The sequence below is a fragment of the Streptomyces sp. NPDC002785 genome, from assembly GCF_040295565.1.
Taxonomy (GTDB): Bacteria; Actinomycetota; Actinomycetes; order Streptomycetales; family Streptomycetaceae; genus Streptomyces.
The window spans coordinates 1-20065 of the sequence record NZ_JBEOVN010000084.1 but is presented as its reverse complement, the minus strand read 5'-3'; the positions used below and the strand labels follow the sequence as shown (position 1 = coordinate 20065).

Sequence of the window (20065 nt, the reverse complement as noted above, 5' to 3'; positions counted from 1 at the left end):
GGTCCCGAGCAAGCGGCAAGGGCGGGCCGGGAGGCCAAGGGGGCCGGCGGGCGGGGCCAGGGTCTGGGGGCGTCCGGGAGGCGGAGCCTGTGGCCGGTCTCGCCTACTCGGTCCCGAGCAAGCGGCACCGGCGCGCCGGGAGGCCAAGGGGGCGGGGGCCAGTGGGCGAGGCCAGGGCCCGGGGGCATCCGGGAGGCGGAGCCGGGGGCCGACGAGCGAGGCCAGGGCCCGCAGGCCGCAGGCCGCAGGCCGGGCCAGGGTCCGGCAGGCGGCGGGCGGGGTCCGGTCACACGTGGCGCCGGGCGCAGCCCGGAGAGTCGGTCCCAGGCAGTGGCTGCGGGCAAGCGGCTCCAGACGCAAGCGCCCCCGCCGACCACCCCCGCGCAGCCGTCCCCGGCGCATCGCCCCGGGCAGGCGGGCCTGTCGGCCCGCTGCCTTGCGGGTGGGGACGCGGGTCAGGCTTCCGCGGGGTGGCGGACGTTCGCGTTGACCCAGTCGACGATCGACGCCGTCGTCGCGCCCGGGGTGAAGATCTCCGCGACGCCCTGGTCCTTCAGCGGTGCGATGTCCGCCTCCGGGATGATGCCGCCGCCGAAGACTTTGATGTCCTCCGCCTCGCGCTCCTTCAGCAGCTCGATCACCTTGGCGAAGAGCGTGTTGTGCGCACCGGAGAGGATCGAGAGGCCGATCGCGTCGGCGTCCTCCTGGATCGCGGTGTCCACGATCTGCTCGGGCGTCTGGTGGAGCCCGGTGTAGATGACCTCCATACCGGCGTCGCGCAGCGCCCGCGCGATCACCTTGGCCCCACGATCATGGCCGTCCAGGCCTGGCTTGGCCACCACCACACGGATCGGACCGGTCACACCCATCACTGCCTCCACATGCGTCTCCCGTGCCTGAAGGGCCGGGGATGTGAACGAACGTTATCGCCAGCATCCCGCAACCCGCCGTTTCGCGGTGGACGGGGAGGGGGAAATCACACGTGGGACATGTTCACCGGGCGCCGTTCCCGCTTGACGCGGCACGCCTGCCGTGCGGGACCGCCGCCAGGGGAGTCGCCAAGAGGTCGCCGTACCACCGCGCCGCCAGCCGCGCGGCACGGTGGTACGGGCTGCCGGGCCCATCACCATCGGGCCCGTCGGCCGATCGTTCGCCGGTCACCACCGGTGAGCAGGGGCCTGCGAATCGGGGCCGAACCCCGGCCGGACGGCCGGGCGGACCGCCCGTACCTCCGCAACGGCACCCCATGAGGGCATACGGGGAGCGGAGCCGCCTCCCCGCTTGCCGAAGCAGGAGGTCGGCCATGAAGGTCCCGCCTTTCCTTCCCCTACTGCTGCGCCGGCCGTGTCTGTGCTGCACCCGGCTGTCATCCGCACTGCTCAAGGCCACCGCGCTTGAGCTGGTGGTCCTCGCCGGGCATGTGCTCCTCTACCCCACCGGCATCGCCGGGGAGCGGCGACGACCCCCGCAACACCCGGCCGAACCGACCACCGCACCCCCCACCGCCCCGGCCGGGACCTCCGCCCTCCCCGCCGAGGGCAGCGAGCGGCCGCCCGTCGTACTCCTGCACGGCTTCATCGACAACCGCTCGGTCTTCGTCCTGCTCCGCCGCTCCCTCGCCCGGCACGGCTGGCGCCATCTGGAGTCGCTCAACTACTCGCCACTGACGTGCGACATCCGTACGGCGGCCGAGCTGCTCGGGCGGCACGTCGAGGAGATCTGCGCCCGCACCGGACACCACCAGGTCGACATCGTCGGGCACAGCCTCGGCGGCCTGATCGCCCGCTATTACGTACAGCGGCTGGGCGGTGACCAGCGGGTCCGCACCCTGGTCACCCTCGGCACACCGCACGGGGGCACGGCCGTCGCCCCGCTGGCGAGTGCGCACCCCATCGTGCGCCAGATGCGTACGGGCTCCGCACCGATCGAGGAACTGCGCAGACCGGCGCCCGGCTGCCGCACCCGGTTCGTGAGCTTCTGGAGCGAGCTGGACCGAGTGATCGTCCCTGCCGAGGCGGCCTGCGTCGACCATCCGGATCTCGACGCGCTGAACGTACGCGTCAGCGGGATCGGCCATCTCGCGCTCCCGGTACACCCGACGGTCGCCGCCGCAGTCCGGCAGGCGTTGGAATCCCGCGAATCGGTGATCGAAGCCACCGGAACAGCAGGAGCCGCAGAAACACCGGGAGCCGCAAGGGCAGCAGGAGCCGCAGGAACACCTGGAGCCGCTTCGGTGGCCTGACCGGGCAGGCCCGGGCCCGCCCGCCCGGCCCTACCTCACCCGACGGAGACCTCGCAAATAGAACGTGTTTCGAACATAAAGCCAAGGCTGTATGGACAGTCCGGCGAAAGACGGCCGATTGCCCGTTTCCTGAGCCGCCCCACCTGCCGAAGATTGTCGACGTCACGTACCGCCGGGTACAGTCGCGGCCACTGCTCCCCCTGGGATCCCACCGTCGGACCCCAGACCACAGGTCCTGCTGCCGAGGCGAGAGAGAAGTTGGTGAACGACCAGCACCCCCACGCCGGGTACGCCGGGTACGACAGCCAAACCACCGGCAGCTTCGACAGCGACCCGCTCTTCGGTTGCCTGCCCAGCAGCTATGACGGCACGCACGACAGCGGCTACGACACCGGCCAGGCCGGGTACAGCGGCCAGTACGACTCCACGCAGTGGGACACGGGCGCGCACACCACCACCGCGTACGACGCCTGCGCCCCGTACGCGGCGCAGCCCCAGCAGCAGTACGCCACAGGTCCGACGTACGACACCACAGCCATCTGGACGCCCGCCGCCGACTACGACACGGCAGCTGTCACGGACGCCACCGCCACGAGCGCCTTCGCCAACGTTCCGGTACAGGGCGGCGGCCACGACGCCACGGGCCAGTGGGACACCAACGGCTGGTACCAGACCGGCCAGTGGCCGACGACCGACACGGCCGCGTACGACACGGGCGCGTACGACGCCACGGCCTGGAACACCGGCGCCACGCCCGAGCAGACACAGCAGACCGCGCAGATGTTGTACGAGGCGCCGACGACACACGAGGCATACGAAGCACAACAGGCGCACGAGGCGCACGAGGCGCACGGGGCGCGCAAGTCATACGAGTCCTATGGCGACCAGGACTCCTTCGACCCGTACGAGCCCCACCGCACCGCCGAGTTCAGCCTCCCGGAGACGGAGACGGAGACCGACTTCGACACCGCCGGGCACGAAGCCGAAGCCGCCACCGAAGACACGGCCGATGCGGCACCCGACGCGGCGCCCGACGCCCACGGCCCCCTCGACCGCCCCGCCACCCGCAGCGGGGGCGGCGGCAGTCGCAGTCGGCGGCGTTCCCCCACGAAGCGTTCCGCGCTCCTCACCGTCGCCATTCCCTCCGCCTGCGTGATGAGCGTGGCCGGAATCGCCGCGGCCTCCGTCGGCGGGCTGGTCGGCGAGGACAAGAAAGACGACAACACCACCACGATGGCGGCCGCCGACGCCGGTTCCGTCAAGTCGGCCGCGGCCAACAACAAGCTGGACGCCCAGCTCGCCAATCTCGGGGCCGATGCCAAGAACTTCGCCGACCGCGCCAGCCGTACCCAGGAACGCATCGACTTGCGGGAGCGGCAGGCCGCCGAGAAGAAGAAGCGCGAGGAGGAGGCCGCCCGCAAGGAAGCCCTGCGCCCAAAGTTCGTCATGCCGGTCAAGGATCACCGCCTCAGCGCGTACTTCGGCCAGGCGGGCGTCAACTGGATGTCCGTGCACACGGGCATCGACTTCCCGGTCTTCGAGGGTACGCCCGTGATGGCCGCGACGGACGGCACCGTGCGCACCCAACTGAACAGCGCCTACGGGAACATGGCCATCGTCACCATGGCCGACGGGACCGAGACCTGGTATTGCCACCTCAGCGGCACCAGGATCCGCTCGGGACCGGTCAAGGCCGGTGACGTCATCGCGTACTCGGGCGACTCCGGGAACTCGACCGGTCCGCATCTGCACTTCGAGGTGCGGCCCGGCGGCGGATCGGCGATCAACCCGCTGCCCTGGCTCCGCAGCCACGGCGTCAACCCGACCTGAGCCACCCGGCCACCCGGCCGCCGACACCCAGCGCACAGCCCGGGCGCCGGGCACAACAGCCCGGGCGCCCGGCGGCCGGTGCACCAGCCTCGGCTGCCTACCTGCCTACCTGCCTACCTGCCTACAGCTTCTCGACCGGCGCGTACCGCAGCAGCAACTTCTTCGGCCGCTCGTCCCCGAAGTCGACCGTCGCCTTCGCCTGGTCGCCGACGCCCTCGACCGCTGTCACCGTGCCGAGCCCGAACTGGTCGTGCGTGACCCGGTCCCCCACAACCAGCGTGATCGTCGGCTTGTCCGAGGTCCGCCGGGTCGCGAAGCCCGAAGGGCCGGAGCGCGAGCGCGACGAGGACAGCGACGAGGTGATACCCGACGTCGGTCCGGCCGGGGCCGCCATCGGCCCGGTCCGCTTCCACTCCAGGTGCTGGTCCGGGATCTCCTCCAGGAACCGCGACGGCGGGTTGTACGAGGGCTGCCCCCACGCACTGCGCATCGCCGCCCGGGTCAGATAGAGCCGCTCGCGGGCCCGGGTGATGCCGACGTACGCGAGCCGCCGCTCCTCCTCCAGCTCCTTGACCTGGCCGAGCGCCCGCATGTGCGGAAAGACGCCGTCCTCCATGCCGGTCAGGAAGACCACCGGGAATTCGAGGCCCTTCGCGGTGTGCAGCGTCATCAGCGTGATGACACCGGAGCCGTCCTCGTCCTCGTCGGGGATCTGGTCGGAGTCGGCGACGAGCGCGACCTTCTCCAGGAATTCGGCGAGCGTGCCCGCGCCTTCCTCTTCCCCCCGCTCCTGCTCGAATTCGAGGGCTACGGCAGCGAGTTCCTGAAGGTTCTCGATGCGGGTCTCGTCCTGCGGATCGGTGGACGCCTGGAGCTCGGCGAGGTAGCCGGTGCGCTCCAGCACCGCCTCCAGGACCACCGCCGGGCCCGCGCCGGACTCGACGATCGTGCGCAGCTCCTCCATCAGCGTGTTGAACCGCTTGACGGCGTTGGCCGACCGGGCGGCCATGCCGTACGCCTCGTCGACCCGGCGCAGCGCCTGTGGGAAGGTGATCTTCTCGCGCATGGAGAGCGCGTCGATCATCGCCTCGGCACGGTCGCCGATGCCGCGCTTGGGCACATTGAGGATGCGGCGCAGCGGGACGGTGTCCTCGGGGTTGGCAAGGACCCGGAGGTAGGCCAGGACGTCCCGGACCTCCTTGCGCTCGTAGAAGCGCACGCCGCCGACGACCTTGTAGGGCAGTCCGACGCGGATGAAGATCTCTTCGAAGACACGGGACTGCGCGTTCGTACGGTAGAAGATCGCAACGTCGCCGGCCTTGGCGTCGCCCGCGTCGGTCAGCCGGTCGATCTCGTCGGCGACGAACTGCGCCTCGTCGTGCTCGGTGTCGGCTACGAAGCCGGTGATCCGGGCGCCCGTGCCGGCGTTCGTCCAGAGGTTCTTGGGGCGGCGGCTCTCATTGCGCTCGATGACCGCGTTGGCGGCGGACAGGATCGTCTGCGTGGAGCGGTAGTTCTGCTCCAGGAGGATCGTGGTCGCGTTCGGGTAGTCCTCCTCGAACTGGAGGATGTTGCGAATGGTCGCGCCGCGGAAGGCGTAGATCGACTGGTCCGCGTCACCGACGACACACAGCTCGGCGGGGGCGTCGCCCTCGCCGGCCGGGCCGACCAGTTCGCGCACGAGGGTGTACTGGGCGTGGTTGGTGTCCTGGTATTCGTCGACCAGGACGTGCCGGAAGCGGCGGCGGTAGTGCTCGGCGACGTCGGGGAACGCCTGGAGCAGATGGACCGTCGTCATGATGATGTCGTCGAAGTCCAGCGCGTTGGCCTCGCGCAGCCGGGACTGGTACATCGCGTAGGCCTGGGCGAGGGTCTTCTCGAAGCCGTCCGCCGCCTGGCCGGCGAAGGTCTCCTCGTCGATCAGCTCGTTCTTCAGGTTGGAGACCTTGGCCGTGAACGCCTTCGGCGGGAAGCGCTTCGGGTCGAGCTCGAGATCGCGGCAGACCAGGGCCATCAGCCGCTTGGAGTCGGCGGCGTCGTAGATCGAGAACGACGAGGTGAAGCCGAGCTTCTTCGACTCGCGGCGCAGGATGCGTACGCACGCGCTGTGAAAGGTCATGACCCACATGGCGTTGGCGCGCGGTCCGACGAGCTGCTCGACGCGCTCCTTCATCTCGCCCGCGGCCTTGTTGGTGAAGGTGATCGCCAGGATCTGGCCGGGGTGCACCCCGCGTTCGGCGAGGAGGTGGGCGATGCGGTGGGTCAGGACCCGGGTCTTGCCGGAGCCCGCCCCGGCGACGATGAGCAGCGGGGAGCCCGCGTGGACCACGGCGGCGCGCTGCTCGGTGTTCAGCCCGTCGAGAAGCGCCGCGGAGTCGATGACGGGGCGGTGCGCGCCGTCGCGGTAGTACGCCTCCCTGGGCGGAGGGGGCCCGTCGAATGCGCCCGCGAAGAGGTCCTCCGGCACCGCTTCGGGTGCGGAGTCCTCGGGGGGCGGCGGGGGCTCTTCCTCCGAGTGCTGGAGGCCGGCCAGGAAGCTGTCGTCAAAGAGGCTGCTCATCGCTTGTCGAGTCTAAGGGCTGTCCCGTAATCCCTGACGGGCGCACGACGTCAGCTACGGCACCTCGCCGCGTTGTCGGAACGTCCGCATACATCCAGTATGCGGACGCCCCTCCGCCTTGCGATGCACCGCATCTGACGCCGCACGCTGTCCCGCCAGGGATTACGGGACAGCCCCAGGCCGCCGCACCGACATGCGACGGCCGCATGGCGAACCGCACCCGACGACCGGGCACGCAAAGAGAGCGGGCGCCCACGCCACGTAGGGGAATGCGAGTCCTCGTCGGCCCGAGTGTGCGCGAGGAGTCGATCTACTACATGCCGATCCACGGCAGCGTGCGGCCGTCTTAGCGGCTCACACCCCTACGTCCTCAGCTGCTGGGCGGGCTTGTCCTCGAACCCGTCCGGCAGGCGGGTACAGCACGCGCACGGGCCGGCTCAGGTCCAGAGCGTGGCGATGAAGATGTTGGCGAGCGTCAGCCCGCCCACGGCCGCGAAGGCACCCTTGTCGACCTTCTCCTCGTCCCGCTTGATGTAGACGAGCGCGAGGATGACGACCAGGAGCAGCAGCTTGACCCCGATCTTGATGTTGTTCACGTGATAGCCGTCGGCTTCGTTGATCCCGACCAGCGCGACACCGGTGACCAGCATCGTCAGCGCGCCGTGCAGCATCGCCGGGACGAACCGGGCCGTGCCCGCGCCCATCGCCTTCATCTGGGTCAGGAAACCGCCCAGCAGACAAGCGATACCGATGATGTGCAGGGCGACGAAGACATGTATGAGTACGTCCATGGGCCGCAGCGTATCCCCGCCCATATCACCCCTCTGCAGGCAGGTGCGACTTCTTGCCGCTTCGCTCGTGTCTGCACCAATTGCCTGACTCTGGTGTAATTTTTCCGATCAATTGGCGACAGCGCCGCGCCAAATTCAGACAATAGGCGTCATTACGACTCTTCTCCATGCCCCGGGTTTAGCGTCGCTGACCAGGTGACCGGCTTCACCGCCGCTCCGCACCCGGGCGGCACACCGGTCGCCCCGCCGAGAGATCCGGCGGCGGGCCGCTCTCCCTGTTGGTGACCCGCCGCCGGACCTCGGGCGGGCCCGCCGGTAGTCCCCGACGGGCAGTCGCCAGGAAGGACGCACGCCCCCGTGGCAGCGCACCGGAAACCCAAGCAGCGCCCGTACACCGGCTCTGCTGCCCGCACCGCAGCCACCCTCGCCTTTGCCGGGGCCGCCGCCGCTGCCGCTCTGCCAGGCTCCGCACACGCCGATCCTCAGCTCACTCCAGCCCAGATCAGGGCGAAGGTGGACCGGCTCTACCACGACGCGGAAGTCGCCACCGAGCAGTACAACGGCGCGAAGGAGAAGGCGACCGCAGCCGCCGGTGCCCTCGATACCCTGCGCGACGAGGCGGCCCGCAGGACCGAGCGCCTGAACGCCTCGCGCAACGCACTGGGTTCACTCGCCGCCGCGCAGTACCGCACCGGCGGCCTCGCCCCGTCCGTACAGCTGGCACTCTCCTCCGACCCCGACCAATACCTGGAACGCGCCTCGTACGTGGACCGGATCGGCGACCGCCAGGCCGCCGAGGTCGACGGGGTGGAGCGTCAGGTCGCCCGGATCGCCCAGCTGCGCTCGCAGGCCAAAGGAAAGCTGGCGGAGCTGACCTCCCGCCAGGCCGAGCTGAAGAAGCACAAGGCGACGATCAGAACCAAACTGGCCGACGCGCAGCGGCTCCTCACCACCCTGTCCCCGGCCGAGCGCACCACCTACGAGAACTCGGACAGTGCGCACGCAGCCGACCGCGGCACCGCACACGACCCCGTCCAGGCGCCCAACGCCCGTGCCGCCGAGGCCGTCGCGTTCGCGTACGGGGCTCTCGGCAAACCGTACGTCTGGGGCGCGACCGGCCCGTCCTCGTTCGACTGCTCCGGACTCACCCAGGCCGCCTGGCGCTCCGCCGGTGTCTCGCTCCCCCGGACCACGTACACCCAGATCAACGCCGGCCGGCACATCTCACGCTCCGAACTGGCCCCGGGCGACCTGGTGTTCTTCTACTCCGGCATCAGTCATGTCGGGCTCTACATCGGCAACGGGCAAATGATCCACGCCCCGCGGCCCGGAGCGCCGGTCCGGGTCGCGCCGATCGACCACATGCCCTTCGCCGGAGCAACCCGGGTGGCATAAGCTCCCGACTTCTGATCAACCGGCCGGAGGGGAACCGCACATGCCCATGGACGCCGATGTCCAGACCCATGCCCGTACGCTCGCCCTGCGCTCCCCCGACCATCTGCGGGTCGGCCCCTTCACTGTGCTGTACAACCCGAACTGGTCGATCAAGTACGTCAATTACGCGATACCCGACCAAGGCGCCGAGCCGACGGCCGAGGATCTCGACGCCCTGATCGCGGCATTCCGGGAGCGTGACCGGCTGCCTCGGCTGGAGTATCTGCCCACGTGGGCGCCTGCGGTCGAACCCGCGCTGCTCGCCGCCGGGTTCACCGTCGAGAACCGGGCCCCGGTCCTGGCCTGTGCCCCCGGCGGCCTGGTGCCACCGAAGCCGGTGGACTCCCTCACGATCGCCGAACCGGTCACCGACGCGGAGTTCGACGCCGCCGCGCTCGTCCAGCACCACGGATACGGCGGGACGGGCGAGCCCGAGGGCGGCGAGGCGGCCTGGCTGCGCACGGCGGCCGAAGGTGGCGGGGTCGCGGCCCTCGCCACGGTCGACGGCGTCCCGGCGGGCGCGGGCGGCTGCTCGGTCCCGGTCGACGGCCTCACCGAACTGGTCGGCCTCGCCGTCGCCGACGCCTTCCGCCGCCGCGGCATCGGCGCCGCGCTCAGTGCCCACCTGACCGCGACCGCCTTCGAGCGGGGCTGCCGGGTGGTGTGGCTGGAGCCGGGCGACGCGGACGTGGAGCGGATCTACGCGGGGATCGGCTACCGCAGGGTCGGCGAGAAGCTGAACGTCTCGCTCGACTGATCCGCGAACCCGAGCGGGCTGCACCAAGTCAGGAGATCGCGGGGTGCGGCGGGGTGCGCGAAAGCCCCTGACGGAGGCCAGGGGCTTTGGGGATGTTCGCGGCTATACGTTGCGCTCAGACCAGCCGCCGCGCCGTCGCCCACCGGGTCAGCTCGTGGCGGTTGGACAACTGGAGCTTGCGCAGCACCGCCGAGACATGCGACTCGACGGTCTTCACCGAGATGAACAGCTGCTTGGCGATCTCCTTGTACGCATAGCCGCGCGCGATCAGCCGCAGCACCTCGCGCTCGCGCTGCGTCAGCCGGTCCAGGTCCTCGTCGACCGGCGGCGCGTCCGTGGAGGCGAAGGCGTCGAGGACGAAGCCGGCCAGCCGGGGCGAGAACACCGCGTCGCCGTCCTGGACCCGGAAGACCGAGTCGACCAGGTCGGTGCCGGTGATGGTCTTGGTGACATAGCCGCGGGCGCCACCGCGGATGACGCCGATGACGTCCTCGGCGGCGTCCGAGACGGACAGCGCCAGGAACCGGACCGGGTTCCCGGCGGCGCCCATCAGCGGGGCGCAGCGGCGCAGCACCTCGACGCCGCCGCCGCCGGGCAGATGGACGTCGAGGAGGACGACCTCGGGGTGGGTCGCCGTGATGACGGTGACCGCCTGGTCGACGTCGGCGGCCTCGCCGACGACCTCGACGCCGGTCTCCTCGGTGCGGCCGATCTCGGCCTGGACGCCGGTGCGGAACATCCGGTGGTCGTCGACGAGCACGACCCGTACCCGGCGCTCCGGGCCCCCGGTCGCCTCAGTGGTCTTGGTCATCGCTCGTCCTCTCCATCTCCAGCTCGACTTCCGTGCCCCCGCCGGGCACCGAACGCAGTCGCGCCGTACCGCCGTTGCGCTGCATCCGGCCGATGATTGATTCTCGTACGCCCATTCTGTCCCCCGGCACGGAATCCAGATCGAATCCCGGGCCCCGGTCCCGTACGGAGACGAAGACCGTACGGCCCTCGACCTCCGCGTAGACCTGCACGGCGCCGCCCGCGCCACCGTACTTGGCGGCGTTGACCATCGCCTCGCGCGCGGCCTGCATCTGCGCGACCAGCTTCTCGTCCAGCGGGCAGTCGCCGACGACGACGACCTCCAGCGGGACGCCGTGTTTGTCCTCGACCTCGGCGGCGGCGCGCTTGACCGCTTCGGCGAGGGTCTCGGGTTCGTCGTCCTCGTCCTTGCCGGTGCCCTCGGGGTTGTACAGCCAGTTGCGCAGTTCGCGTTCCTGGGCGCGGGCCAGTCTGCGGACCTCGCCCGCATCCTCGGCGTTGCGCTGGATCAGGGTGAGGGTGTGCAGCACCGAGTCATGGACATGGGCCGCGACCTCGGCGCGCTCCTGGGCCCTGATCCGCATCGTGCGTTCCTCGGAGAGGTCCTGGGTCATGCGTACGAGGTAGGGGCCGGCCAGCAGCGCGATGCCGGTGAGGACGGCGATCGCGGCGGTCAGGACGTTGCCGAGCTGGGCCGCGGAGCCGCGTACCACCATGAAGACGGCCAGGCCCAGGCCGACCAGGGCGACCCCGGCCAGCCCCCGGGCCAGATGCAGGACCCGGCGGCGGTTGCCGACCTCCATCCAGCGGGCGCGCCGGGCGTTGTCGGCCTGCCGCCACACCAGTACGGAACCGGCGCCGATCAGCAGCGTGGGCCATATGTAGCGGTCGGCCTCGCTGCCCATGTCGACGTTACCGACGAAGATCATGGCGCCGATGAACAGCGCGATGAGGGCGAAAACCTGGCCCTTGTCGGGTTTGCGGAGCCGGCGTCTGCCGTCCGGGGCGGTCTCGAAGAGGGAGCGCGGCGCGTCCACGCCACCGACGCCGAGCGGGACGACGATCCAGAACACGGCGTAGAGCAGCGCGCCGAGGCCGTCCGCGAAGAACAGGCCGAGGAAGACGAACCGCACCCAGGCGACGGGCAGCCCGAGATGTCCGGCGAGACCGCGCGCGACGCCGCCGAGCAACCGTCCGTCGGCGCTGCGGTACAGCTTGCGCAGCGGCGGCTCCTCCGGGTCGGTGTTGAGGGAGCTTGTGGCTCGGGGCGTGGCGGTTGGCATGACCCGATCGTCACATGTCCGTACGGGCGACGGCATCAGGGTCCGCCCCCGAGCGGACCCTGAGAGTGCGCGGGGGCGCCACCCGCAGGGGCCGCTGTACTGGTACCGGATTTGCCTCCCCCAGGGGACCGCCGCGCCAATATCAGGGATCGGCCAGGGTCGGCGCGGGTCCCGGACAGGCGCTCGGCCCGTCACCATGGAGCCATGACCGTTCCCCAGGACGCCTCCCCCGGTGTCGCACCACCCCCCGAGCCGGGACCACAGCTGCGGCGCAGCCCACGGCAGAAAGTCGTGGCCGGGGTGTGCGGCGGGCTCGGCCGGTACTGCGACGTCGATCCGGTGATCTTCCGGATCGTGCTCGGTGTGCTGTCCGTCACCGGCGGCATCGGGCTGATCTTCTACGGCTTCGCCTGGCTGCTGATCCCCCTGGACGGCGAGGAGGAGAACGAGGCGCGCAGGCTGCTGTCCGGCCGCGTCGAGGGTGCGTCGCTGATCGCGGTGCTGCTCGCGCTGATCGGCTGCGGGCTGTTCCTCTCCATGCTGGGCAACCGCGGCACGCTGGCGTTCTCCGCGATGCTGTCGCTCGCGGTCGTCGGCTTCGCCGTCTGGACGCAGAACCGCAGGACTGCGGCGCCCGAGGACCCGCTGCATCCGGCGACCGCGCAGGCGGTGGCGGACGCGCCGCCCGAGGTGAAGGCTCCGCCGACGCCGGGCAGCCCGTCGTGGTGGCGGGATCCGATCATCAAGGACGGCACCTCGGGGCCGATGGGCCCCGGCTATCTGTGGGGTCCGGCCGATGCGGTGCTCGACGGCCGGGCGGTACGCCCCCGGGGGGCGACGCCCCAGGACCCGTTCCGCGCGCCCGGGCAGGAGGACGGCACCAGGGGCCCGGCCTCGATCGGTGGTCTTGTGTTTCTGTTCGCGCTGATCGCGGGCGGTCTGGGCACGGGGCTGAGCTGGGACTCCCAGCCGTTCGGTACGAGTCTGCAGATCGGTCTGGCCGGTGCGCTCGCGGTGTTCGGGCTCGGGATGCTGGTCAGCGCGTTCCTCGGACGGACCGGGTTCGGCACGGTCATGGTGTCGATGATCACAGCGGCCCTGCTGGCGGGCGCTTCCGCGCTGCCCAAGGACATCACCACGCAGTGGGTGCGCGAGGAGTGGCGGCCGGCCACGGTGGCGGCGGTCCAGCCGCACTACGAACTGGGCTCCGGGGTGGCACGGCTGGACCTCACCGACGTCACGGTTCCCCGCGGGGACACGGTCCGCACGGGGGTGGGGGTCGGGGCGGGCCGCGTGGTCGTCGTCGTACCGAAGGCGGTCACGGTGAAGGTGGACGCGCGGGCGGGCCTCGGCGACATCACGCTGCCGGTCAGCCGGCCGAGCGACGAGCCGGCGGGCACTCGGGTCGATGTGAACGTCAACCCGGCGCAGCAGGAACACAGGACGTTTCCGCCGCCCCCGGGCAGTAAACCGGCCGGCACGGTCGAGCTCACTCTCGAAGTCGGCATCGGACAGGTGGAGGTCACCCGTGCTGCGTCATGAGATCCGTCCGGGGCGTGCGGTGGCGGGTGTGGTCATGCTCGCTCTGGCAGCGGGATACGCGGCGGACGCCGCGGGGGTCTGGGACGCCCCGTGGGTCTTCTTCTTCCCGCTGTTCTTCGGCGGCCTCTGGCTGGCCGCCACCGTGACCTGGGTGAACTACATGATCCGTCGCCGTCGTGACGCGAGGAAGGCGTCCACGGAGAACGCCGCGGCCCCGCCGAGCACCAGCGGCAGCCAGGCCATGAGGTAGGCCAGGTCGTTGCCGAAGTAGTACGGCTCGACCTGCCAGCTCACGGTCAGCCACAGGCTCAGCGAGATCAGCGCCCCGCCGAGTGCGGCGAGCCGTGCCCACAGCCCGATGAGGGTGCCGATGCCGACGAGGAGTTCACCGATGGCGATGGCGTACCCGAAGGTGCCGGGGCTCTTCAGCGCGAGGTCGACGAGGGCCGGGATCGCGGACGAGTCCCGTACCGCGTGCAGCGTCTCGCCGATGGAGTCGGCGCCGCTCGCGCGGAAGAAGGCGCTGTCCGTCAGTTTGTCGAGCCCGGAGTAGATGAAGGTGACGCCGAGAAAGATCCGCAGGGGCAGCAGGGCGTGCTCCCGCGCCAGTTCCTTGAGCCCTCTCGGCTCACCCAGAACGCTTACGTTCATGCTGTAATCCCGAATGTCCTGCATGCGGCTGCCCCGCCTTCCGTAGACCCGTCAACAGACCATACGTACGTCGGGAACGCGCGGCTCACCCGCTGGGGCGTCCGGTCGGCCGGTATCCGTCACCCCGTGGCCGGGCACGGGCTGCGGCAGTCAGTCCGTCACATCGATCTCGACCCGGTTCGTCTCCACCCCGGCAGCGGTCACGACCTGCACCTCCACCAGCCCCGGTTCCACCTCCACCGGTACCGGTACGGTGAGCACGCTGTCGGTCGGGTTGGCGAAGCCGCCGGTCACCGGGATCAGCGGCACATGCACATGGACCCGGCCGATCCGGACGACCATGCGGGCCAGCCTGTCCGGCGCCCCGGCGCCGGGCGGCACGAAGCCCGCACCGCGGATCTCGATGTCGTCGCCGGTTCGGATCGGCGCGTCCAGATCCCCGGCCTCCCTGGCCCGGACCACCGAGAGCACCACCGGACGCCCGCCCTCCGCGTACTTCCCGGCGAAGTATGCGAGCGCCGAGACGGTGACCAGCAGCGCAAGCCCCCAGGGCAGATCGGGCAGCTGCTCGGGCCTGCGGGCCAGCCGGACCCCGGCGAACAGTACGGCGACGGTGCTCACCAGCACGTACTGCACATCCGTGAAGCTGCCCCGCCCGGAGTCGTCGGTGAGCAGATCGGCGGCGCGCGGCCGGCCGGCCCGCAGCTTCTGCAGTCGCCCGGACAGGGCGCGTACGGTCACCACCCGGCGTACGACCACGGCGACGGCGCACACCAGCGCAAGCACGGTCACCACGCCGGCGCCCCTGGCCAGATCCAGCCCCTCGATCAGTTCGTCGCGCTCGGCGTGGCCGGAGGCGCCCGCCAGCTGGAGCGCCAGCACGAGTACGGAGAAGACCGCCAGCAGCACCCAGGACGCGGCGACCGCCCGGGAGGTGGAGAGCCGGTTGTCCTCGCCGATCACCGGGGCGAGGAGGCCGCCGCGGGCCCGGTGGACGTGGGCGGCGCCGGTGAGCAGGCCCGCGGTGACGAGTCCGGCGACCAGTCCCGCCGTACGGGCGTTGGTCCAGCCAGCCCCGATGGCGGTGGCGGCCTCGGCGACGACCAGCACGGCGACGCTCCCCCACACCGCGATCAGGGTGCGCCGCCACACCCGGTACAGCCAGGCATCGCCCGCTTCCCGGCCCCGTTCGGCGACGGTCCTTGCCGACTGGGTCAGCTCGTCCGAGACCCACTGGCGGGTCGCGGAGGCGGACTGGGCGACCCCGGGCGGCAGCCCCTGACCTGCGGCGAGTTCGTCCCGCTTGGCCAGAAAGGCGGCCACCGCGCGCCGGTGGCCCTCGCGCGCCCCGTGCGGGCAGCCGCCGCACGTGCAGCCGCCGCCGTGCGTGCTGCTCGCCCTCGCCTCGTCCAACGCCACGGAGAACGCCGCCCTTTCAAGCCCCGGTCCAGCCAACTCGACTGTGATTGCTGCGAATTGTGCCGTACGGACGGGCTCGGGACCGCATCGGGGCGCATCGTCGGCGCGTATCGTCAGAATGTGCGACTGATCCGGCGCCACAGTGGCTGATAGTTGATCCAGGCCACCAGGTCGCTGCCGAGCTGCTCACGGGTCGTGACCGCGTCCCTGTGCTCGATCAGCACCGGCTTTCCGGCCGCCCGTGCGGCCAGCTGCACCTGGCAGGAGCGCTCGAGCGCGATGAACCACCAGGCAGCCGCGTCCACCGAGTCACCGACAGTCAGAAGCCCGTGGTTGCGCAGCACGATCGCCTTGCGCCCGCCGAGCGCGGCGGCGATCCGGCGCCCCTCCTCCTCGTCCACGACGACCCCGGTGTACGCGTCGTACAGGGCGTGGTCCTCGTAGAAGGCACAGGATTCCTGGGTGATCGGCTCGATGAGTTCACGAAGCGCGGACAGAGCCCGACCGTGCACGGAGTGGGTGTGTGCGACGGCGACGACGTCCGGGCGGGCCCGGTGCACCTGCGCATGGACGGCGAACGCCGCCTGATTGACGTGGTGGCGCCCCTCGACGACCTGTCCCTCCCCGTTGACCAGGATCAGCTCGTTTGGCGCGAGCCCGTCGAAGGGGGCCCCGAAGGGGTTGACCCAGAAGCAGTCGGTGAACTCCGGGTCCCGCGCGGTGATGTGACCGCAGACGCCGTCCTCGTACCCGTACTCCCCGAACAGCCTGAGCGCCCCGGCCAGCCGTTCCTTGCGGTACGCGCGTTCCTCGTCGACCGACTGATGGACGGGCGGCATCGCGAACTGCAGCTGTTCCACGGGTATCGGTGTGGGCTCGGGCATGGTGACTCCTCAGGGATCCCAGGGCGTACGGGATCGGAAGTTACCGCCGGTTGCCGCAGGTGGCCAGAGCGATCACGTACCGATTCATGCACCGGTCCGGGTCCGGGTTCGGGGCCCCTTTCAGGCGCTGAGCACGAGGTAGGCGAGGCCGAACGTTCCCCGGTAGCCCCCGTGGTAGCCGGTGCGCCGCTCGTCGACCGCCGCGACGACGCCGTCGTGCAGGGGATGCCCGGGGTTGGCCAGCGCCCACCGCTCGCCCCGTCCGATGTTGGCGTTCGCCTCGAAGAGGTCCCATTCGCGCTGGTCGGCGACGGTCACCTGGAGCGGCCGCAGCCCGACGGCCTCGGCCTGCCGGATCAGCTCCAGCAGCGAACCGAAGTCTCCCGGCTCGGCCCCCAGCCCGGCCAGCGCCCGTTCGGACGGCTCGCGCTCCCAGAACCCTTCCCCGAACAGCACCCGACCGCCGGGCCGCACGGCCGCACGCAGGGCCTTGAGTGCCTCGGGGGTGGACCCGGGCCAGGCATGAGAGGCGCCGATGGACACCGCCAGGTCATAACCGTCGTCGGCCCACTCGGCGGCGGGCATCCGATGGATCCGTACGCGCTCCGTGAGCCCCCGCTCCCCGGCGAGCGCCTGCCCCCGCGCCACCGCCTCGGGATCGGTCTCGACGCCGTCCCCGGTACTCCCGGGCGCCGACTCCACCAGCCTCATCAGCAGCTCACCCCAGCCGCTGCCGAGGTCCACGATCCGCGCCCCGGGCCCGGGAGCGCAGGCATCGACGAGCTGAGCGGCATGTTCCTCGGAGAGCGGGGTGTTCCAGGTCAGGCGGTCGTTGTGGGCGGCGGACATCAGGGCGCGGATCTCATCGGTAGACATGAGGGCGAAGCTTTGCACGGATACCGGGAGCGGTTCTCCCCATTTTTTTTAAGGGCGGCGCAGTGAGTCTCGTCCCTTGAGCCGGCGTACCCAGCGGATACGGCAATGCCGCCGCTCGGACGAATGAGCGACGGCATCACGTTGACCCTGCGGGGAGGGTTACTCCCACTCGATGGTGCCCGGCGGCTTGCTCGTCACGTCGAGCACGACGCGGTTGACGTCGGCGACCTCGTTGGTGATGCGGGTCGAGATCCTGGCGAGCGTCTCGTACGGCAGACGCGACCAGTCGGCCGTCATGGCGTCCTCGGAGGAGACCGGGCGCAGCACGATCGGGTGGCCGTAGGTACGGCCGTCGCCCTGGACGCCGACCGAGCGGACATCGGCGAGCAGGACCACCGGGCACTGCCAGATGTCCCGGTCCAGGCCTGCTGCCGTCAGCTCCTCGCGGGCGATGGCGTCGGCCTCGCGCAGCAGGTCGAGCCGCTCCTTGGTGACCTCGCCGACGATACGGATGCCGAGGCCGGGGCCGGGGAACGGCTGGCGCTGGACGATCTCCTCCGGCAGGCCGAGTTCCTGGCCGACCATCCGGACCTCGTCCTTGAACAGCTGGCGCAGCGGCTCGACGAGCTGGAACTCGATGTCGTCGGGGAGACCGCCGACATTGTGGTGGGACTTGATGTTGGCGGTGCCGGTACCGCCACCGGACTCGACGACGTCCGGGTAGAGCGTGCCCTGGACGAGGAACGCGACGTCCTCGCCGGCCGCGCCCGCCTCGGCGACGAGCTCGGCCTGGGCCTGCTCGAAGACGCGGATGAACTCGCGGCCGATGATCTTCCGCTTCTGCTCGGGGTCGGAGACCCCGGCCAGCGCGTTCAGGAACCGCTGCTCGGCGTCGACGACCTTCAGCTGGACGCCGGTGGCGGCCACGAAGTCCTTCTCGACCTGCTCGGTCTCGTCCTTGCGCATCAGACCGTGGTCGACGTACACGCACGTCAGCTGGGAGCCGATGGCCTTCTGCACGAGGGCTGCGGCGACCGCGGAGTCCACGCCGCCGGAGAGGCCGCAGATGGCGCGCTTGGTGCCGACCTGCTCGCGGATCAGCGCGATCTGCTCCTCGACGACATTGGTCGTGGTCCAGGTCGGCTCGATGCCGGCGCCGCGGTAGAGGAAGTGCTCCAGGACCTGCTGGCCGTGTGTGGAGTGCAGGACCTCGGGGTGGTACTGGACGCCGTAGAGCTTCTTCTCGTCGTTCTCGAAGGCGGCGACCGGTACGACGTCCGTGGACGCGGTGACGGTGAAGCCCTCGGGGGCGGCGGAGCAGGCGTCGCCGTGCGACATCCAGACCGACTGCTCGGCGGGGGTTCCCTCGAAGAGCGTGGAGCCGGCCTTGGAGACGGTGAGCGGGGTACGGCCGTACTCACGGGCACCGTTGTCGTCGACGGTGCCGCCGAGCGTGGTGGCCATCAGCTGGAAGCCGTAGCACATGCCGAAGACCGGAACCCCGGCCTCGAACAGCGCACGGTCGAGTGAGGGCGCACCCTCCGCGTACACCGAGGAGGGGCCGCCGGACAGGATGATCGCCCGGGGCTTCCTGGCCAGCATCTCGGCCACCGGCATCGTGGACGGGACGATCTCGCTGTAGACCCGGGCCTCACGGACGCGTCGGGCGATGAGCTGGGCATACTGCGCACCGAAGTCGACAACGAGGACCACGTCGGTGGCGATTTCGGGGGCGGCGGGGGCTGCTGGCACTAGGCGACCTTCCGGCGGTAAAGGGGGTCTGTTTTGTCGATTCTACCGGGGCTGCGGAGGCGGCCGTCGTCACGCCCGTACAGGGCTGCGGGAAGCGCAGGCCCCGGGCCGGGACCGGGCGGTGTCTCAGCATCCGGGCCCCGGCTTGGCCCGCCCGCACAGGACGGCCATACTGAGTTCCATGCGACAGCACACGACCTTCGTCTTTACCTATGGCATCCGGCCCGCCGGCTGCCATGGTCGTGCTGCTTGATCCACTGACAAGCAACGTTCCAGGCGCCCCGGGCCGAAAGGCCCGGGGCGTTCTGGCGTTCCGGACCGGTCGGATTCGGGGGCCGCACCCCACGAGGAGTCACCACCATGACCAGCACCGCCCCTGTGAAGAGCACCGCGAAGAGCTGCACGGCGAAGGCCGCCGCCGAGAAGACCGGCGCGCACACCGATGAGGCCGCCGCGCTGATCGACAACGCAAGGTCCCGCATCGATGCCCTCGACGACCGGATCATCGGGCTCGTCCAGGAGCGGATGGCCATCTCGGCGGTCATCCAGGAGGCCCGGATCACCTCGGGCGGTCGCCGGATCAACCTCTCGCGCGAGATGGAGATCCTCGGCCAGTACCGGGACGCGCTCGGCAAGCCCGGCACCTCCCTCGCCATGACGCTGCTGGAGCTCTGCCGCGGCCGGGCCTGACACCCCGCGGGCAGGAGGTGTCCGGGCGCATCCCAGTTCGGGCCGACTCTCACCCGTACGGCGCGTGACCGGGTCCGCCCTGACTTCGTTGGTCCCGTTGTCCGTGCCAGCCAGGGGCGGCTCTGGAAAGAAACCACGCATGGCTCCGCTGGAGCGTGTGGCGTACTGCAGGTACGCCGTGGGACCGCGCCCCAGCGTGCGTGACCGGTCGGCAGGGGACAGCAGCCCGGTCACCCAAAGAACGGTCGGCTCCGGGGACGCCCGGAGCCGACCGTATCCGGTCGGAACGGTCTGCTCGGGGCGCAGCCGTCCGGCTCGGCGCCGAGGCCCGGAACTGAATTCGGCGAGGGGCTGCACTCGGAGGGGGTGCATCCCCTTCCGCTGTTCCGGTTCGCTGCAGCAGTTCGACGACAGGACCTCCTCGGACAGCCTTCAGGGCGCACCTAGGACCAATGCCGTTCGGTTAGCCATCTGACGGGCTTGGCAACGTGCTGATCTCGATGTGGACGGTGGTCCTGTGGGTGCGGTGGTCGATGTCGCGGCC

The 20065-nt window shown here is 70.7% G+C and carries 16 protein-coding genes; 6 read left to right on the top strand and 10 right to left on the bottom strand.

Annotated elements, in window-relative coordinates; all coding sequences use genetic code 11:
* Positions 1-455: 455 nt before the first annotated feature.
* On the bottom strand, positions 456-869 hold the full coding sequence (gene icmB / locus ABTZ94_RS20405) for a coenzyme B12-dependent isobutyryl CoA mutase small subunit (protein ID WP_266415302.1): 414 nt from the start codon (positions 867-869) through the stop codon (positions 456-458).
* Positions 870-1303: 434 nt separating this feature from the next.
* Between icmB and ABTZ94_RS20400 the strand changes: the two genes are divergently transcribed.
* Together ABTZ94_RS20400 and ABTZ94_RS20395 are read left to right on the top strand one after the other, a co-directional pair.
* The gene (locus tag ABTZ94_RS20400; RefSeq protein WP_351202464.1) at positions 1304-2242 is read left to right on the top strand and encodes an esterase/lipase family protein; all 939 of its coding nucleotides are present in this window, start codon (positions 1304-1306) and stop codon (positions 2240-2242) included.
* A 261-nt stretch (positions 2243-2503) separates the two neighbouring features.
* On the top strand, positions 2504-4072 hold the full coding sequence (locus tag ABTZ94_RS20395; RefSeq protein WP_351202463.1) for a M23 family metallopeptidase: 1569 nt from the start codon (positions 2504-2506) through the stop codon (positions 4070-4072).
* A 121-nt stretch (positions 4073-4193) separates the two neighbouring features.
* On the opposite strand, the gene pcrA is transcribed toward ABTZ94_RS20395, so the two are convergent.
* Together pcrA and ABTZ94_RS20385 are read right to left on the bottom strand one after the other, a co-directional pair.
* Complete coding sequence (pcrA, locus tag ABTZ94_RS20390) at positions 4194-6632, bottom strand: DNA helicase PcrA (RefSeq protein ID WP_351202462.1); 2439 nt, start codon at positions 6630-6632, stop codon at positions 4194-4196.
* Between the two features lie 437 nt (positions 6633-7069).
* Positions 7070-7423, bottom strand: a complete 354-nt coding sequence (locus tag ABTZ94_RS20385) for a hypothetical protein (protein ID WP_351202461.1) — start codon at positions 7421-7423, stop codon at positions 7070-7072.
* A gap of 357 nt (positions 7424-7780) precedes the next feature.
* On the opposite strand from ABTZ94_RS20385, the gene ABTZ94_RS20380 reads away from it, so the two are divergent.
* Both ABTZ94_RS20380 and ABTZ94_RS20375 read left to right on the top strand, forming a co-directional pair.
* Complete coding sequence (locus tag ABTZ94_RS20380) at positions 7781-8818, top strand: C40 family peptidase (protein ID WP_351202460.1); 1038 nt, start codon at positions 7781-7783, stop codon at positions 8816-8818.
* A 40-nt stretch (positions 8819-8858) separates the two neighbouring features.
* Positions 8859-9614, top strand: coding sequence for a GNAT family N-acetyltransferase (locus ABTZ94_RS20375; protein WP_351202459.1), 756 nt, complete (start codon positions 8859-8861; stop codon positions 9612-9614).
* Between the two features lie 115 nt (positions 9615-9729).
* On the opposite strand, the gene ABTZ94_RS20370 is transcribed toward ABTZ94_RS20375, so the two are convergent.
* Positions 9730-10425 carry a LuxR C-terminal-related transcriptional regulator gene (locus ABTZ94_RS20370; protein ID WP_351202458.1) on the bottom strand — a complete coding sequence of 232 codons (696 nt, stop codon included), beginning with the start codon at positions 10423-10425 and terminating at the stop codon, positions 9730-9732.
* A complete protein-coding gene (locus ABTZ94_RS20365; RefSeq protein ID WP_351202457.1) occupies positions 10409-11707 on the bottom strand; it encodes a PspC domain-containing protein in 1299 nt (432 codons plus the stop codon). Before ABTZ94_RS20365 ends, ABTZ94_RS20370 begins: the two co-directional genes overlap by 17 nt.
* Before the next feature lie 204 nt (positions 11708-11911).
* On the opposite strand from ABTZ94_RS20365, the gene ABTZ94_RS20360 reads away from it, so the two are divergent.
* On the top strand, positions 11912-13249 hold the full coding sequence (locus ABTZ94_RS20360; protein ID WP_351202456.1) for a PspC domain-containing protein: 1338 nt from the start codon (positions 11912-11914) through the stop codon (positions 13247-13249).
* Between the two features lie 156 nt (positions 13250-13405).
* On the opposite strand, the gene ABTZ94_RS20355 is transcribed toward ABTZ94_RS20360, so the two are convergent.
* From ABTZ94_RS20355 to guaA, 5 genes are all read right to left on the bottom strand, one after another.
* Complete coding sequence (locus tag ABTZ94_RS20355) at positions 13406-13900, bottom strand: DoxX family protein (protein ID WP_351202455.1); 495 nt, start codon at positions 13898-13900, stop codon at positions 13406-13408.
* Between the two features lie 150 nt (positions 13901-14050).
* Complete coding sequence (locus tag ABTZ94_RS20350) at positions 14051-15319, bottom strand: hypothetical protein (RefSeq protein WP_351202454.1); 1269 nt, start codon at positions 15317-15319, stop codon at positions 14051-14053.
* Positions 15320-15432: 113 nt separating this feature from the next.
* Complete coding sequence (locus ABTZ94_RS20345) at positions 15433-16203, bottom strand: class II aldolase/adducin family protein (RefSeq protein ID WP_351202453.1); 771 nt, start codon at positions 16201-16203, stop codon at positions 15433-15435.
* Positions 16204-16323: 120 nt separating this feature from the next.
* Positions 16324-17079, bottom strand: a complete 756-nt coding sequence (locus ABTZ94_RS20340; RefSeq protein ID WP_351202452.1) for an SAM-dependent methyltransferase — start codon at positions 17077-17079, stop codon at positions 16324-16326.
* Positions 17080-17238: 159 nt separating this feature from the next.
* Positions 17239-18831: a glutamine-hydrolyzing GMP synthase gene (gene guaA / locus ABTZ94_RS20335; protein ID WP_351202451.1), complete on the bottom strand. Its 1593-nt coding sequence runs from the start codon at positions 18829-18831 to the stop codon at positions 17239-17241.
* Positions 18832-19191: 360 nt separating this feature from the next.
* Between guaA and ABTZ94_RS20330 the strand changes: the two genes are divergently transcribed.
* Complete coding sequence (locus tag ABTZ94_RS20330) at positions 19192-19521, top strand: chorismate mutase (protein ID WP_351202450.1); 330 nt, start codon at positions 19192-19194, stop codon at positions 19519-19521.
* The last annotated feature ends 544 nt before the right edge of the window (positions 19522-20065 follow it).

Coding starts and splice junctions, on each gene's coding strand:
- ABTZ94_RS20355 (WP_351202455.1), bottom strand. CDS start 13,900: ATGAACGTAAGCGTTCTGGGTGAGCCGAGAGGGCTCAAGGAACTGGCG.
- ABTZ94_RS20365 (WP_351202457.1), bottom strand. CDS start 11,707: ATGCCAACCGCCACGCCCCGAGCCACAAGCTCCCTCAACACCGACCCG.
- ABTZ94_RS20370 (WP_351202458.1), bottom strand. CDS start 10,425: ATGACCAAGACCACTGAGGCGACCGGGGGCCCGGAGCGCCGGGTACGG.
- ABTZ94_RS20385 (WP_351202461.1), bottom strand. CDS start 7,423: ATGGACGTACTCATACATGTCTTCGTCGCCCTGCACATCATCGGTATC.
- pcrA (WP_351202462.1), bottom strand. CDS start 6,632: ATGAGCAGCCTCTTTGACGACAGCTTCCTGGCCGGCCTCCAGCACTCG.
- ABTZ94_RS20360 (WP_351202456.1), top strand. CDS start 11,912: ATGACCGTTCCCCAGGACGCCTCCCCCGGTGTCGCACCACCCCCCGAG.
- ABTZ94_RS20400 (WP_351202464.1), top strand. CDS start 1,304: ATGAAGGTCCCGCCTTTCCTTCCCCTACTGCTGCGCCGGCCGTGTCTG.
- ABTZ94_RS20330 (WP_351202450.1), top strand. CDS start 19,192: ATGACCAGCACCGCCCCTGTGAAGAGCACCGCGAAGAGCTGCACGGCG.
- ABTZ94_RS20345 (WP_351202453.1), bottom strand. CDS start 16,203: ATGCCCGAGCCCACACCGATACCCGTGGAACAGCTGCAGTTCGCGATG.
- ABTZ94_RS20340 (WP_351202452.1), bottom strand. CDS start 17,079: ATGTCTACCGATGAGATCCGCGCCCTGATGTCCGCCGCCCACAACGAC.
- ABTZ94_RS20375 (WP_351202459.1), top strand. CDS start 8,859: ATGCCCATGGACGCCGATGTCCAGACCCATGCCCGTACGCTCGCCCTG.
- icmB (WP_266415302.1), bottom strand. CDS start 869: ATGGGTGTGACCGGTCCGATCCGTGTGGTGGTGGCCAAGCCAGGCCTG.